We start from the raw sequence: 13,858 nt of genomic DNA, 5'->3' as shown, positions 1-13,858 counted from the left end.
GCACGATCAAGGGGAAGCTTCAGCCCAGGACCACCAGGCTCGGGTCGGCTAATCGCTTCCGGCTCTCGCGCAGATGCCAGCGCAGGAGGTCGTGAACGGTCTGGTCGGTGCCGTCCTCGCGCCAGGCGGCGAAGTAGTAGTACGTCGCGCTCTTCGGCGGCAGATCGTGCGGCAGGTACTGCCACTGACAGCCGGTGCGGTTCTGGTAGAGGATCGCGTTGACGATCTCCCGCATCGCGTATCTACCCTGGTGACCGGTGGCCGAGGGGTGCTCGGCCTTCCAGGCACTGATCACGGGCTCGACCAACTGCCACTGTTCGTCGGTGAGATCACTCGGGTACGGCTTGCGGTCACTCATCCGGCCACCCAAGCGAACCCCGAACGCCTGACCGGCAGACATGCTCCAACGTCACCCCATCGAGCGACACCAAACCCGGCATCACGGCGCGAACCGCACTCTCACACCGTCACGCCACGCCAATGGGGAACCTTCAGCCGGAATTCAAGGCATTCCACAGCCGCCCGCGCGGCGGTCACTGCCTCGTCGGCAGTCTTTCCAAGCGCACGTGCGTATGCCACTCGTGATTCTGATGTCTCGAGCCTGCCAACCTCCGCACCTTGGCGCGCCAGAACAGCGATCTCGCTCACGCCCGGGAGTACCCGGGCCTCATCGAGGCCGGACACGCCGTCGAGCACTCCGGTGGCGTCGAGCGAAGCGAACCAGATGGCCGAGCTATGTGCCGGACGGTCCTCGGCGAGGGTGGCGCGGATACCCGGCAAGACCTTCTCCCCCAGTGTCTGGCGGGCCGTGCAGTCGTCCACATCGACGCCGGTCGCGTCGAGGGTCAGAGCCGGGATCTGGTCTCCGCCCATGCGGACATGGGTCTCGATCAGACGAGGGCCCTCTTCACCAAGGACAACCTCTGTGTGGGTGGGGCCGAATTCCACCCCCAGTGCGTCGAGTACGCCGCCCACGTAGGCGTGGATCTCCTCACACAAGTCTGCGGGTAGCTCTGCGGGAGACACATGGCCGAGTTCAACGAAGGTCTCCGGCTCTGAGAACTTGCGGGTGATGACCACCACTTGGTGCTCGCCCAGCTCGGAGAAGGCCTCGACGCTGAATTGCGGGCCATCAAGGAACTCCTCGGCCAAGACACCCGTGTTCGACAGTCCGAGATAGCTGCCGCCGGCCCTTGCGAAGGCGTCGGCCAGCTCGCTCTCGTGCATCACCTTGGTGACGCCGGCACTGCCCGAGCTGGAGATCGGCTTAACCACACAGGGCAGGCCGTACTGCTTTACGAAGGTGTGCAGCTCGTCAAGATCGGCAGCTCGGGTGCTGTTGGTGGAGTCGACCCCTGCCTCGCGCAGACGGACCCTCATGGCTTCCTTGTCGTGGACCAGAGATACCGTGACCGGGCTGTGGGCGGACAAGCCCAGGGCCTCAGCGATCACTGCGTAGTGGTCCTGGTCCCGTTCACCGAAGGTGCCAATCCGAGTGAAGGGGTGCAGTGCGTGCACCGCTGCGGCCAAGTCGATCCACTCCTGCTCGGGTGCATCGCTGCGCACGCCGATAACCCGGGCGTTCTCGCCGGGGGTGCGAACCTTGCCAATGTAGTCCAGCTGGCAGATCACCGTGGTTCGGGTGCCGGGCTGAGCACGGCGGATACGGGCGGGAAAGTCGCGGCCTGGGCCGACGATCAGAACGTGCTCAGACAAGGCTGCTTGTCCTCTCTGGTTGTGAAGGGGGAAGGGAAGCGGGCTGACGTCCACTCGACGCGAGGCGCCGGTCTGGCGCTAGCGCCAGACGGTGTTCTCGTGCCACCACTCCATGGCTTCGGCAAGGAGCTTGCGGACCGCCTCGGCGGTATCGGCCTGGACGAAAACGCTGGCAGCCCCGTCCCCTACGTGCTCCACACCCTCGCAATGCGCCCCGGGTTCCCGCAGCAGCGTGACCTCCGTCCCGGGAACCGGGCAGGGCTGGGCTGGTGGTACGAAGGTGCCGTGCCCAGGCGGGAGGAGCACCCAGCCAACGGCAACCAAGGGGGCCGCAGGCTGGGCGGTCTGGGCGAGAGCCAAGCCGCACTGCGCCCGAAGCCCTTCCCGCGCCAAGTGAATGCCGAAGGCGCGCTCGAATTGCTCGCCGATCAGGGATCCGCCCGCACGGCTGGCGATCTCGCACAGCACCGGTACGCCGTCCTGGCCGATCCATGCCTCGAGGTGGAAGGCGAGGGGCAACGCGGCCGCGGGCAGGCTCGCAATGACATCCTTGGCCATCCGCATCATGACTGCAGTGCGCTCATCCTCTGGCGCGAGGAGGACACTCCCCACATGCAGCTGGTCACGGATCCGCTCCGCCAGGCCTCCGCTGTACTGCCCTGGCCAGGCGTAGACGATCCGACCGTTCTGCATGATGCCGTCGACGTGGAAGAAATCGCCGGTCACATAGCTCTCGACCATCCACTGGCCCGGCAGATAGGGCACGTCCGATGTCCGCTCACGACCGAGGAAGGCGGTCACGTCTGCGGCGGCGCGCAGGATCGCCACGCCCTCGGCTCCCGCCCCGGAGCGCGGCTTGACCACGGCGGGATAGCCTTCGGCCTCGATGAAGTCGAGCAGATCCTGCGGGTTGTCGACCGGGGCGAACGCGGGGACGCGGACGCTGGCCGCGCGCGCCAGCTGCTTCATCACCACCTTGTCCCGATACGCAGTCGCGGACGCGACGTCCTGTCCCGGCAAACCCAGGCGGGCCCGCAGCCGGGCGGCCCGCAGTACATCGCTCTCACTCGTGCTCGCAACGAGGTCCACCCCGTGCTCGCGGGCTGCTTCCTCGGCGGCCTGCTCCGTGGACCAGGAGTGGTAGTCGTCAACAAGCTTGTGCTGTGGAAAGCACGCGGCCAGGGCACTCTCCGAACCGACGACCGCCTTGGGAGTCGTGACCAGGACGATGTCGTCCGCAGTGCGGTCCAGCCACTCCTGCAGAGGGCGCGTGACGAGCGGCTGGCGAGAGAGCAACAGAATTTTGGGCATGCTTCAGGTCCTTGCTGGCGTGAGGGCTGTGACCGGCTGCAGGTTCCCGTGCAGATGCACCAGGCTGGCGCCCGGCATCCCGCGCTCCACGTGATCGACGGCACCCACCAGCAGGTGGTGGTCACCGAGCCTGACCTGGTGGTATCGAGAACAGACCAGCCAGCTCAGGCAGTCGTCAAGAAGCGGCACTCCGTGGGCGCCGTGGTGCCAGCCGGTGGGCGGTGCGAACCGATCGATGCCGGACATCGCGAACCGTTGGGCCACGTCCGCCTGGTGCGCGCCGAGCAGCTGTACGCCGAACCGGTCGCAGTCCTTGATCTGGGCCAAGGTGTTCGAAACCTCGGCGAGCGAGACGGAGATCAGTGCCGGTGTGGCGCTGACGGAGTTGAGCGACGTGACGGTCACTCCTACCGGGCCGTTCGCCCCAGAGGCAGTGAGTACTGCGACCCCCGAGGCGTGCGAACGCAGGACGGACCTCAGCGCCGATGCGTCGACGGTCACGTCTTCGTTCCCGGCTCGGACGGGAAGGCAGGCCGCGGCAGCCCGAGGTTCTCCCGGAGCGTGGTGCCCTCGTACTCAGTGCGTACGAGCCCGCGGCGCTGCAGTTCGGGGACAAGCAGGTCGACGATGGCGTCCAGACCGTCGGGGTGGAAGTCGGGCATGATGTTGAAGCCGTCGGCAGCCTCGTTGACGAACCAGTCCTCCAGCTCGTCGGCAATCGACTCGGCCGTGCCGAGCAGGAAGCGGTGCCCCCGCCCGGCCGCGACGGCGAGATACAGCTCACGGATGGTCAGGCCCTGTCTCCTGGCCTGCTCGTAGATCACCTGCTGTTTGCTGGTGCTGCCCTCGACGGCGGGCAGTTCGGGCAGTGGACCGTCGAGCGGGTACCCGGAGATGTCGATCATGCCTAGCTGGTACGCGAGCATTCCGAGGCCGACAACTGGGTCGACCAGCGACTGGAGGGTGGCGTACTTGTCCTCGGCCTCCGCCTGCGTGCGGCCCACGACGATGAACGCACCTGGCAGGATCTTCACGTCGTCCGGGTTGCGGCCGTAGTCGGCTATCTGCTTCTTCAGCCCGCGGTAGTAGGTCTGCGCCTGGTCCAGAGTCTGCTGCACCGTGAAGACGACCTCCGCCCAGCGGGCGGCGAAATCCTGGCCGTCCGGCGAGGAGCCGGCCTGCACGATCACCGGATGTCCCTGGGGCGGACGAGCTACGTTGAGCGGTCCCTGTACTGAGAAGTGCTCGCCCCTGTGCCCGAGGATGTGGAGCTTGTCCGGGTCGAAGAACCGGCCCGACTCCTTGTCGTAGAGGAAAGCGTCGTCCTCCCAGCTGTCCCACAGGCCGGTGACGACCTCCATGAACTCACGGGCGCGGTGGTAGCGAGCGGCGTGCTCTGGCTGCTTGTCCAGGTTGAAGTTGCGTGCCTCGGCGTCGGTCGCCGAGGTGACGACATTCCAGCCGGAGCGGCCCGCGCTGAGGTGGTCGAGCGAGGCGAACTGGCGGGCAACAGTGAACGGTTCGTTGTAAGTCGTGGATGCAGTCGCCGTAAGACCGATGCGCTCGGTGTGTACAGCGAGCGCGGAGAGCAGTGTCAGGGGCTCGAAGTGCACCATCCGGCCCTGACGGCTCAGCTCGTCGGCGTCCTTGTACTTGGTACGCACTCCGGCTCCGTCGGACAGGAAAATCATGTCGAACTTGCCGCGTTCGGCGGTCTGTACCAATGAGCGGTAGTAGTCGAAGTCGAGTCCGCCGTCGGGACGGGCGTTGGGGTGCCGCCAGGCGGCGACGTGGTGCCCCGGCGCGGGAAGGAAGGCGCCGAGCTTCATCATGCGGCGGTGCGGGCTCACCGGTGGTTCTCCAATGGGCGTGGGACGGGGAAAGTTCGGCCAGGGCCGAGGTCAGCCGAGGCGCCGTACGGGAGCACCGGCCAGGAACGCCTGGATGTCCTCGACGGCCTGGCCGTAATAGGTGCGGTAGTTGCTCTGCGAGACGTAGCCGAGGTGGGGGGTGGCCAAGAGCCGGGGCGCGGTGCGCATGGGATGGGCGGCGGGCAGGGGCTCGACGTCGAAGACGTCAACTCCGGCTCCGGCGATCCGCCCCTCCTGCAGCACAGCAAGCAGGGCGTCCTGGTCGACAAGGGCCGCCCGCGAGGTGTTCACCAGGTAGGCGGTCGACTTGAGCAGGGCCAGCTCTGGCACTCCGAGCAGCCCGCGGGTCCGGTCGCTCAGGACGAGGTGGACGGAGACGAAGTCGCTGGTGGCAAGGAGATCCTCCTTGGAGGCAGCCAACTGGACGCCGACCTCCTCCGCGCGTTCCTTGGTGAGGTTCTGGCTCCACGCCACCACCTCCATGCCGAAGGCGAGGCCCACCTGAGCCACCCGGCTGCCGATCTTCCCCAGGCCGAGCAGGCCGAGACGCCGACCGTGCAGGTCGGCACCGACCGTGGACTGCCAGGGGCCGTTTGCGCGCAGCGCGTCATTCTCGGTGACGATGCCGCGGGCGAGGCTGAGTAGCAGCGCCCACGTCAGCTCGACCGGTGGGGTCGACGTGCTTGCCGTACCGCACACGATCACCCCGTTGCGCTCGGCGGCCACGTAGTCGATCACCGAGTTGCGCATGCCAGAGGCGATGAGCAGCTTGAGCCGGGGAAGCTGGTCGAGCAGGGAAGCGCGGAACGGCACGCGCTCTCGCAGGGTCACCACCATGTCGAAGTTCTCAAGTGCGAAGGCCAGTTCGTTCTCGGTGGCAAAGTGCTCGGTGAAGCTGACGACCTCCACACGTTCCTGGACGGGGCTCCAGTCGGCCACGGTGGTGGCGATGTTCTGGAAGTCGTCGAGCACGGCGCAGCGAAGCCGCATGTCAGTCCTTTCCGTGGATTTCGTGGACGGGGGTGGCGCCGATGCCGGGCGCCACAGGCAGAGCGAGAACGCCGCGGTCGATGCGTACGCCGGTGAACGGGTCGTCGAGCAGGCCTACCGGTCCGTCCAGGTCGAGGTGGTCGGCGAGACCGGCGAGCTGCGCCATGGCGGTGGTGCCAAGAGCGCTCTCCACCTTGCAGCCGAGCATGGTCTTCAGGCCGCAGGCCCGGGCGAGGGTGAGCATCTCGTGCGCGTGGGTCAGGCCGCCGCACTTGACCAGCTTGATGTTGATGCCGCTCACGCGGCCGCGGAGCCGCAGCACGTCCTCGCGTCCGATGCAGTCCTCGTCGGCGAAGACGGGGATCGGGGAACGTTCGTGCACGTACCGGAGGTCGTCGAGCGTGCCGGGGGCGACGGGCTGCTCCAGCAGCTCCACGCCGTGCCGGTGCAACTTCTCGGCGACACGGAGGGCCTGGTCAGGGGTCCAGGAGCCGTTGCCGTCAACGCGGATGCGGCCGTCATAGACCGAGCGGAGAACGCCGGCGCGACTGCCGTCGTCCTCGGGGGTAAGTTTGAGCTTGAGGATCGGCCAGTCGGCCAACTGCCCTGCCTGCTTGACGAGTTCGTCGTCCGAACAGGCGCCGATGGAGAGCGCGGTGGGCTCGACGGGCAGACCGTCGAGACCGAGGAGCCGATGCAGGGGCTGCCCGGCCGCCTTGCCGAGCAGGTCGTGCAGCGCCATGTCGACGGCGGACCGGGTCGCGGGGCTCACCCGCGTAAGCCGATCCAGCGCACCGTGCAGTCCGTACGGTGAGGTCCCGGCCAGCAGCCGTGCGCAGGTGTCGAGTTCCGCGGGGTCGGCGCCGCGCGCGGTCCCGTGTCCGAGCAGTCCCTCCCAGGTCATCTCGACGATGCTCTGGCGCACTTCGGTGGTGACGCCGGTGTTGCTGACGAACGGCTCCATGAGGGCGATGACGACCTCGCGGTGGGCGAGCCTCATCCCAGTACCTCCTCGAACGCCCCGACCACACCGCATGCCTGGCGGAAGGTCAGCTCGCGGAAGCCCTCGGGCTCGATGGGCACGGCGGGGTCGCGCAGGGTGTTGTCGGCGGGCACTCCGCTGCCGCTCCTGAAGCGGCCGCGCAGATACTCCGAGAGTCGGTCGCGGTTGCCGTCCAGCCAGGTCAGCGTCGTGTCGTAGGCGACCTCAGGGCCCGCCGCTCGTACTCCGCGGAACAGCTCCCCCAGTATTTCGGCGTCGTACGGTGACGTACTCGGTGGGCAGAGCATGAAGGCCTGGGCGGGCAGCAGCACGAAGGCCACGGGGTTGGCCGCGTCAAAGTGCTGGACCAACGGGTCTGTGATGGCGCGAAGGGAGCGCACCGTGGAGCGCCGGGATAGATAGCCACCGCGCCGGGGCGGGCAGCCGGCCATGGCCCGGGCGCCCCAGTGGAGATGGGTGATGAAAGGGCTCTCGGGCGGGCCCGCCGGGGGGTCCGGGTGGTGCATGTCGAGCAGCGCGAACAGCACGTTGGTGAGCTGGAGCGACATCACTGGCAGGACCGGCGGTAGTCCGGGCAGCCGCGCGAAGAACTCTGCCGGTTCCACCAGCGCGTGCACCGTGAGCATGACTGCCTCGGCGAGGGCGTGGGCCGAGGGATAGCGCTGACCGTCGAGCACAAAACCGGCGCCGTCCGGCCGCAGATCGCAGCGGCGCACCTCACCGTCCAGGCGCACAGCCTGGCTGATCAGCTCGGCGAACGCCTGGTTGCGGCCCTGCGCGGCCGCCTGTTCCAGAAGGAGGGCGAGCATGTCGGTGACGAGCGGGGATTTGTCGGTGAGAGCGGCGGCCCACTGCCTGAAGCGGTAGCCGGGCAGGGCGAGCATCCGCTGCCAGTGCAGGTCGACCAGTGGGACCAGCTGCCCGTCCACCTCCGCCTGCACCAGGGGGCAGAAGAGAGGCTTGCCGCGGTCGCGGCGGACGAAGCGGGTGCCGTCCCATGTGTGCAGCGGAAGGGTGTGCCGCCTGCCTTGGTCGATGAGCGAACCGGGCTGGTACGCCTCGTCGCCGCCCTCGGTGTCGGCCTCGGTGCGGGTGAAGCCGTAGATCAGCGGATAGCCGTGACCACCGCCGCAGATCGCGGTGTTGAAGTCCATCGGTCCGGAGCGGCCGGCCGCGATGTCCTCCCAGTTGCCCAGGTGGCCGGTGCGCGGCGGCAGCAGCGTCGGGTCGGCGTCCAGTGCGTCGAGGAGGGCGCCGATGGGCACGTCGTGGGTACCGACGTGCACCGGGACGAAGGTCTTCGCCCCGGCGGTGAGAGCATCGGCGTCGACGGCCCGCCGGAGGCCGAGCCGGTCGAGAATGTGCGTCATGAGGACGCGCCCTCCTCCGCGTGCATCCGCCGCAGCAGGTACGGCAGCGTGCCGCCGGCCAGCAGGACGTCCCACTCCCCCGCCGACTGCACATCGGCCCGTACGGTGAATTCCTTCCCGTCGGCGGTGACCCGCACCTCGCCGGTCTCCCGCACCAGGTCCAGGTCCAGCGCGAAATGCTCCCGGCCGGTCAGGCCGAGGTCGGCCCAGCCGTACCCGGCGGGCAGCAGCAGAGGCAGGATGCCCATGGCGCACAGGTTGGCGCGGTGGATGCGCTCGAAGCTCTCCGCGAGGACGGCCCGGACACCGAGCAGCCAGGGTCCCTTGGCGGCCCAGTCGCGGGAGGAGCCCATGCCGTAGCTGCGGCCGGCCAGCACGATCAGGGGGGTGTCGGCTTCGGTGTAGCGCCGGGCGGCGTCGAAGACGGGCAGCACTGCGCCGCTCGGCAGGTGCAGTGTCGTACCGCCGCTGTCACCCTCGCCGACCAGCAGATTGCGCAGCCTGGGGTTGCTGAAGGTGCCGCGGGCCATCACTTCGTGATTGCCACGGCGCGATCCGTAGGAGTTGAAGTCGCGGACCCCGCGCTCGATGAGGTGTCGCCCGGCGGGCGAGTCCGCCGGGATGGCGCCGACCGGTGAGATGTGGTCGGTGCTGATGTCGTCGCCGAGCGCGAGCAGGGCACGGGCTCCGGTCAGCGGGCCGAGGGCGGGGGCCGGTTCGACGTAGGCGGGGGGCCGGATGTACGTGGAGGTCTCGTCCCAGGCGTACACCTCGCTGTCCGGTGCGGTGATCGCATCCCAGGACGCGCTGGGCGCTTCGTCGTGCGCGAACACCTCGGGGGTAACGAACTGGTCTTCGAGTTCCCGCAGTTCGCCGTTGTGCGGCCACAGATCCCGCAGGTGGACGGGCTGGCCGTCGCTGTCCCTGCCGAGCGGCTCGTTCTCCAGGTCAGCGCGAACGTTGCCGACCAGAGCCAGGGCGACCACGAGGGCTGGGGAGGCGAGGTAACCGGCGCGGACCTGAGTGTGGACGCGGGACTCGAAGTTGCGGTTGCCGCTGAGCACGGCGGCAACCGTGAGGCCCGCGCTGTCGACGGCTTCGCCGACCCCTGGGTTGAGCGGGCCGCTGCCGCCGTTGCAGGTCATGCAGCCGTATCCGGTGACATGGAAACCCAGCTTCTCCAGGTCGGCGAGCAGCCCGGAGTCCGCCAGGTAGCGGGTGACCGCGCGGGAGCCGGGAGAGAGGCTGGTCTTGACGTGCCCGGGCACCGTCAGGCCTCGCTCGACTGCGCGCCGGGCGAGCAGTCCGGCGGCCAGCATCGCCTTCGGGTTGGAGGTGCTGGTGCAGGATGTGATGGCAGCGATGACCAGGTCGCCGTCGGAGACGTCCGCCTCGGTGCGGATCTCGCCGGGGTGCAGCGTCGCGAAGGAGGCGGGCAGCTCGCCGACGGAGATCCGCTGGTCGGGGCGGCTCGGGCCGGCGAGGCTCGGGCCGACCTCGCCGAGGTCGAAGTCGATGGTCCGCCCGAAGACGGGCTTGGTGCCGTCGCGCAGCATCCGCTGGCGCAGGCAGTAGTCCCGTACCCGGGCCACCGCGGCTTCCGTGCGCCCGGTGCGTCGCAGATAGTCCAGGATCTCCTCGTCCACCGGGAAGAACGCGGACATGGCGCCGTACTCGGGAGCCATGTTGGCGATGGTGCAGCGGTCGGGCGCGGAGAGCTCGGCGACGCCCGGGCCGGTGAACTCCAGCATCAGGGCGCGTACGTTCTCCTGGCGCAGCCGGCGGGTCAGGGCGAGCACCACGTCGGTGGACGAGGTGCCGGGGCTCACCGCGCCGGTGAGGCAGACGCCGACGATCTGAGGGATGCGGATCGGCTGGGCGAGGCCCAGCATCTGGGCCTCCGCCTCCAGGCCGCCGACGCCCCAGCCGAGCACGCCGAGGCCGTTGACCATGGTGGTGTGGCTGTCGGTGCCGAGTACGGTGTCAGGAAACAGGGTGCCGTCCGGACCCTCGGTGACGACGGTGGCGAGCCGTTCCAGGTTGACCTGGTGGACGATGCCGCAGCCGGGCGGGATGACCCGCAGCCCTTCGAATGCGCCCTCGGCCCACTTGAGGAGCGCGTAGCGCTCGTGGTTGCGGGACATCTCCAGCGCCTCGTTGAGGCCGAGCGCGTCCGGACGGCCCGCCCAGTCGGTCTGCACGGAGTGGTCGACGACAACGTCGATGGGCAGCGCGGGGTTGACCCTGCCCGGCTCGGCGACGCGGTCGCGCAGCACGGCGAGGTCGACGAGCAGCGGTATGCCGGTGTAGTCCTGCACGAGGATGCGGGCGGGGCGGAACGGCATCTCCAACCCGGGCTCCTCGCCAAGTGCGAGGCGCTTGCCGAGGACGGCGGCCTGCGATGAGTCGCCGCCGCGTAGCAGAGATTCGAGCAGGACGCGGCCGGTGTACGGGACGGCTCCGAGGTCGAAACCGTGCTCCGCGGCGAAGTCGGGCAGCGAGATCGTCGTAGGTGTCGTACGGCTCATCGGTCGTCCGCCTTCCGGTACGTCTGCCCGTGCGGTCCCACATAGGCGAGCAGCGGCCGGATCAGCACGTTGTTGGACTGCTGCTCGAGTGCCTGGGCGACCCAGCCGGGGGCGCGGCCGACGACGAAGAGCGGCACCGCCAGGTCGTCGGGCAGGCCGAGCAGCCGGTAGGCGAGCCCGGAGTAGAGGTCCACGTTGGCGGCGACGCCGTGTCGGCTGTACGGGCGCATCGCGGCGGCCACAGCGTCGAGGATGTCGAGGCCGGTGGTGTCACCGCGCTCCGCGCTCAACTCGACGACCGTGGAACGCAGATGACGCACCCGGGGGTCCTCGGTGCGGTAGACGCGGTGGCCGAAGCCCATCACGGGCTCGCCCCGGCGCTGCAGCGCCGCGACATGGGCTTCGGCATTCTCCGGGGAGCCGACCTGGTCGATGAGGCCGACGACGCGCTCGGCGGCGCCGCCGTGCACGGACCCCGCGAAGGCCGCGACGGCGGCGGTGATCGCGGCCGTCATACCGGAGCGGCAGCCGATGGCGACGCGGGCGGTGAAGGCGGAGGCATTGGAACTGTGGTCGGCGTGGACGATGAAGCCCTTGTCGATGAACCGCACCGCGGCCGGCGAGGGCCGCTCGCCGAGCAGAACAGTGAGGAACGCCTCGGCGTGAGTGGCGTCCTCGGGCGGCTGCAGTGGCTCGCGGCCACTGCGGAAGGCGTGGTGGGCGGCGGCGATCATCGGTATCCGGGCAATCAGCGCGATGCCGGTCTCGCGGGCCTCGGTATAGCTCTCGTCGGTGCCAGGCACCCGCTGCAGACCGAACGCGCCGAGCGCCGACACACAGGTGCGCAGCGCCTCCATGGGGTGCGCGTGCGCGAGGGAGCGGACGAGGTCGAGGACGGGGGCGGGCAGCGCGCGGGCGGCACGCAGTTGCTTCTCGAAGGTCTGAAGGGCGGCGGCGTCCGGGATTTCGCCGTGCACCAGCAGATACGCGACCTCCTCGAACGAGGCACGCTCGGCCAGGTCGTGGATGCTGTAGCCGCGGTATTCGAGGATGCCCTCGGCGCCGTCGATGTGCGTGATGGTGGTCTGGTCGAAAGTGACGCCCTCCAGGCCGCGGTGCACGGTACGGCGCGCGCCCCGTTCGGGTGCGGCCGCAGCGGCGCCTGCTTTCCCGGGGGCCACCCGGGCGGCTCGGCCGGCAGCGAACTCACGGATAGCGGCCACCGAACGGAGCTCCAGCGTGAGGTCGTCGTCGACCTCGACGCCGTACTCCTGCTCGATGGCGACCATCAGCGAGACATGGCCGAGCGAGTCCCACTCCCTGATCGACTGGTATTCGAGCCCGTCCGTGACGCGGTCCTCGGCGATGCCGAGGGTGCGGGCGATGAGCTGGTCGGCGTTGCTCACGATTTCCTTTCTTCGGTTGAGGTCAGAGGCCTTCGTCGAGCCTGCTGCGTAGCGCACCACGGTCGATCTTGCCGTTGCCGTTGACCGGCATCGCCTCGACGACGTGCACGGAGGACGGCGTCATGTAGGGGGGCAGCGCGGCGTCGCAGGCCTCGGTCAGCGCGGCCGGGTCCATGGCACCGGAGACCACGGCGGTGATGGTGTCGGGGTCGGGCCACAGCAGGGCGACCGCCTCGACGGCGCCCGCGCGGCGCAGCACGGCCTCGATCTCGCCCAGTTCGACGCGGTGGCCACCGACCTTGACTTGCTGGTCGTTGCGGCCGAGGCAGACGTACTCGCCGTCCTGCAGCCGAACCAGGTCTCCCGTGCGGTAGTAGGTACGGCCCTGGTGCTTGAAGTAACGTTCGGCGGTGATCTCGGGAGCCTGCCAGTAGCCGGAGGTGGTCTGCGGTCCGGCCATGCAGAGCTCGCCGGTCTCCCCGTCCGGTATTGGCTTCAACTCCTCGTCCACCACAAGGGGTTGGAGTCCGGGATAGGGGCGGCCGATCGGCACGTTGTCGTGCACGCAGGCCGCGGGGCTGGTCGCAGGGTCCCAGCGGTGCACCGTGCAGGCGATGGTGAGCTCGGTCGGCCCGTACAGGTTCTCCACTACCGACTGCGGGGCGGCGGCCTGCCAGGCCTCGGCGGTGGCGCGGGGCAGCGCCTCACCGCAGAACAGGCTCCAGCGCAGCGTGGGCATGGTGCTCGGTCGGAGCACGCCGCGCTTGCGCAGTACGGCGGCGACGGAGGGCACGGAGAACCACACCGTGATCCCGTTGCGCTCAAGGTACTTGAAGGGTGCCAGGAGCTCTATGGACTCCATCGAGCAGAGCCGCGCGCCGTTCTCCCAGGCCATGAAGAGGTCGAAGACCGACAGGTCGAAGGTCTGGTCGAAGGTCTGGGTGACCCGGTCGTCGGGGGTGAGCCGGTAGCGCTCCTGGTTGGCGTCGAGGAACGCTCGTACGTTGCCGTGAGTGACCGGGACGCCCTTCGGGACGCCGGTACTGCCCGAGGTGAACAGCAGATACGCGATGTCGTCGGGCGCCACCTCAGGCAGCTCCTCCAGCGGCGCGGCCACGGCCAGGTCCATGGCGTCCAGCACCCGTACGTCTCCGAGGTCGCTGGCCTGGCTTCGTACGATGTCGGGCAGCAGCACGACCGGCTTGCGCGGCAGGTCCCGCAGCAGGTCGGCGAGGCCGGGCACCGAGGCGGCGTCGACGATGAGCGCGTCGACGTCGGCACGCTCGAGCATGGAGCGGGTGCGCTCGGCCGGGAACTTCCGGTTCAGCGGTACGAATGCGGCGCCGGCGCACAGCGCGGCGGCGACACCCAGGTAGGAGGCCTCGCTGCGGTGGGCGAATACTCCGACTCGGCGGGGGCGGCCGCCGGCCGCCTCGACCAGTAGAGCAGCCCACCGGCGCGCGGTGGCCGCAGCCTCTTCGTAGGTGTAGTCGCGGCGGCCGATGGTCAGGGCGACGCGGTCGGGCAGGACGCGCGCGTGGTGGTGGAGGCCGGCGCCCAGGCGCAAGTTCAGTGCTGTGGTCATGTCGATCCGAACTCATCGATGGCTGGACCCGGACGACGCTAGTCACGGCGTTTCCGGGTGGCTCTATTGCGTGCGCTG

At 69.2% G+C, this 13,858-nt stretch carries 10 protein-coding genes and 1 pseudogene; all 11 read right to left on the bottom strand.

Annotated features, from left to right (window positions below; translation table 11 throughout):
- Positions 1-25: 25 nt before the first annotated feature.
- Positions 26-358: pseudogene (locus tag V1460_RS20975) on the bottom strand (transposase); the annotation flags it as partial.
- Between the two features lie 101 nt (positions 359-459).
- The gene (locus tag V1460_RS20970; protein ID WP_338675181.1) at positions 460-1,716 is read right to left on the bottom strand and encodes an ATP-grasp domain-containing protein; all 1,257 of its coding nucleotides are present in this window, start codon (positions 1,714-1,716) and stop codon (positions 460-462) included.
- A 78-nt stretch (positions 1,717-1,794) separates the two neighbouring features.
- Entirely contained in the window at positions 1,795-3,027 is a 1,233-nt protein-coding gene (locus tag V1460_RS20965; protein ID WP_338675180.1) for a hypothetical protein, read from the bottom strand.
- Positions 3,028-3,030: 3 nt separating this feature from the next.
- Positions 3,031-3,528 carry a flavin reductase family protein gene (locus V1460_RS20960; RefSeq protein ID WP_338675179.1) on the bottom strand — a complete coding sequence of 166 codons (498 nt, stop codon included), beginning with the start codon at positions 3,526-3,528 and terminating at the stop codon, positions 3,031-3,033.
- Positions 3,525-4,877 carry an LLM class flavin-dependent oxidoreductase gene (locus V1460_RS20955; protein ID WP_338675178.1) on the bottom strand — a complete coding sequence of 451 codons (1,353 nt, stop codon included), beginning with the start codon at positions 4,875-4,877 and terminating at the stop codon, positions 3,525-3,527. The genes V1460_RS20960 and V1460_RS20955 overlap by 4 nt, the downstream gene beginning before the upstream one ends.
- A gap of 51 nt (positions 4,878-4,928) precedes the next feature.
- Positions 4,929-5,888 (bottom strand): D-2-hydroxyacid dehydrogenase family protein, encoded by a 960-nt coding sequence (locus V1460_RS20950; RefSeq protein WP_338675177.1) that lies wholly within the window; start codon positions 5,886-5,888, stop codon positions 4,929-4,931.
- A 1-nt stretch (position 5,889) separates the two neighbouring features.
- Positions 5,890-6,888, bottom strand: a complete 999-nt coding sequence (locus V1460_RS20945) for a dipeptide epimerase (protein ID WP_338675176.1) — start codon at positions 6,886-6,888, stop codon at positions 5,890-5,892.
- The gene (locus V1460_RS20940) at positions 6,885-8,261 is read right to left on the bottom strand and encodes a DUF6025 family protein (protein WP_338675175.1); all 1,377 of its coding nucleotides are present in this window, start codon (positions 8,259-8,261) and stop codon (positions 6,885-6,887) included. The genes V1460_RS20945 and V1460_RS20940 overlap by 4 nt, the downstream gene beginning before the upstream one ends.
- The gene (gene acnA, locus V1460_RS20935; RefSeq protein ID WP_338675174.1) at positions 8,258-10,789 is read right to left on the bottom strand and encodes an aconitate hydratase AcnA; all 2,532 of its coding nucleotides are present in this window, start codon (positions 10,787-10,789) and stop codon (positions 8,258-8,260) included. Before acnA ends, V1460_RS20940 begins: the two co-directional genes overlap by 4 nt.
- The gene (locus V1460_RS20930; protein ID WP_338675173.1) at positions 10,786-12,195 is read right to left on the bottom strand and encodes a citrate/2-methylcitrate synthase; all 1,410 of its coding nucleotides are present in this window, start codon (positions 12,193-12,195) and stop codon (positions 10,786-10,788) included. Before V1460_RS20930 ends, acnA begins: the two co-directional genes overlap by 4 nt.
- A gap of 22 nt (positions 12,196-12,217) precedes the next feature.
- Positions 12,218-13,780: an amino acid adenylation domain-containing protein gene (locus V1460_RS20925; RefSeq protein WP_338675172.1), complete on the bottom strand. Its 1,563-nt coding sequence runs from the start codon at positions 13,778-13,780 to the stop codon at positions 12,218-12,220.
- Positions 13,781-13,858: the final 78 nt, after the last annotated feature.

Source organism: Streptomyces sp. SCSIO 30461, from assembly GCF_037023745.1.
GTDB lineage: Bacteria > Actinomycetota > Actinomycetes > Streptomycetales > Streptomycetaceae > Streptomyces.
The sequence above is the reverse complement of the archived record's forward strand: the minus strand, read 5'-3'. Positions and strand labels throughout refer to the sequence as shown.